Annotated in this window: 1 protein-coding gene and 1 pseudogene; one reads left to right on the top strand and one right to left on the bottom strand. The window is 69.3% G+C overall.

Going from position 1 to position 1,729, the window contains the following annotated elements:
* Positions 1-603, bottom strand: a pseudogene (locus tag JCM25156_RS25275) (radical SAM protein); the annotation flags it as partial.
* A 51-nt stretch (positions 604-654) separates the two neighbouring features.
* Between JCM25156_RS25275 and epmA the strand changes: the two are divergent.
* Positions 655-1,674 carry an EF-P lysine aminoacylase EpmA gene (epmA, locus tag JCM25156_RS15765; protein WP_025813843.1) on the top strand — a complete coding sequence of 340 codons (1,020 nt, stop codon included), beginning with the start codon at positions 655-657 and terminating at the stop codon, positions 1,672-1,674.
* Positions 1,675-1,729: the final 55 nt, after the last annotated feature.

Raw genomic sequence — 1,729 nt, 5'->3', positions numbered from 1 at the left:
CGTTCAGGCGCGCCGGGTCCGCCACCGGCACGCGGGAATGGATGCGGATGGTATGGATATGCGCCATGCTTCCAGCGCGGCATGATGGCGCGCATCCGGCGTGGCGAGAGCATGAGCGGGTCGCCCCCGGTCATGACCACTTCATGGATGTCGGGATGCGTGCGCAGCCACTCCAGCGCGCGCGCCAGCGCCGCGTCATCAAGCACGCCCCCGCCGGGGCCGACATGTTCGCGGCGGAAACAGAAGCGGCAGTAAAGCGGGCAGACCAGCAGGGGCTTGAGCAGCGCGCGGTCGGCATAGCGGTGCACGATGCCCGGCACGGGGGAGAGCGCGTCATCCCCGATCGGGTCCGGGTCTTCGGCGGCTTCCGTATGGCGTTCCGACGGGTGGGGAATGACCTGCCGCCCGATCGGGTCATCCGGCGTTTCGATCAGATTGGCGAAGGCGGGTGGAATGGCGGTGGCGTACTGGCGGGCCACCTGTTCCAGCGCGGCCGCCTGCGCGGGGGGCGACCAGCCCGGCATCAAGCAGGTCCGTCACGCTGCGCAGGGTGCGCGTGCCGACCTGCGGCGCTGAAGGGGGGGGATTGACCGCGGATGTCATGCCGGGGCTGTACTGCGCCGCCATGGCCGCTGCAACCGGAGATCCCGTCCCATGCCCGATTCTGTTCCTGCCCCCGCCGATCCCGACCGGATCATTGACCGGCTGCCCTTCCTGCTGCGGCGCAATCTGGTGCGCCGTGGGGTGCGGGCGTTTTTCGATGCCCGTGGCTATGTGGAGGTCGAAACGCCCTATGCCGTCCCGACTCCGGGCGAGGAAGTGCACCTGAAGGTTTTCCGCACCGAGCGCGCCGGGCCGGATGGCGTCATCCAGCCGCTATGGCTCCATACCAGCCCCGAATTCGCCATGAAGCGCATCGTGGCGGCGACGGGCCTGCCGGTGTACCAGCTTGCCCGCGTCTGGCGGAATGCGGAGGGCAGCCACCTGCACGCCCATGAGTTCACCATGCTGGAGTGGTATCGCCCCGGCGCCGGCCTTTCCGCCCTGATGGACGAGACGGAATCCCTGCTGCGCGCGGTGCTTCCGCCCATGGTGCGGGCGGGGGGCGCGGAAATCGGCATGGCGGCCCCGTTCGAGAGGCTGTCGGTCGCGGATGCCTTTCACCGTTATGCCGGGGTGGATATTCTGGCCACCGAAGGGGATGCGGCCGCCCTGGCCCGCGCCGCCAACTGTGCGTTACGTGCGGGCGAGACGTGGGAGGACCTGTTCTTCCGCCTGATGATGGCGCGCATCGAACCGCATATCGGGCGTATGCGCCCGACATTCCTGACCCACTGGCCCGCCAGTCAGGCCGCGCTGGCCCGTCGTGACCCGGCGGATCCGCGCGTGGCGCTGCGTTTTGAACTGTATGCGGGCGGGATCGAACTGGCCAATGCCTTCGAGGAACTGACCGACAGCGCCGAGCAGCGCCAGCGTTTCGTGGCGGACCGTGCCCGCCGTGCGGCGCTCTACCCCCATGAGAGCGGGCTGGACTGGCCGCTGGATGAGGATTTTCTGGCAGCACTCGACAGCCTGCCCCCCTGCGCGGGCATCGCGCTGGGGTTTGACCGTCTGGTCATGCTGGCGGCGGGAACGGGGCGGATTGCCGATGTGCAGTGGCTGGGCACGGCGTAACGCCGCCCGGCACGGGCGCGTCGGGCTTCAGGCGGCTTCGATGGCCGCGTTCATG

It is taken from the genome of Komagataeibacter kakiaceti JCM 25156 (genome assembly GCF_000613305.1).
Note: the sequence above shows the minus strand (reverse complement) of the source record. Positions and strands in the feature narration are given on the sequence as shown.

Excerpts from the sequence above, each read along its gene's own strand:
- epmA (WP_025813843.1), top strand. The coding sequence starts at position 655 with ATGCCCGATTCTGTTCCTGCCCCCGCCGATCCCGACCGGATCATTGAC.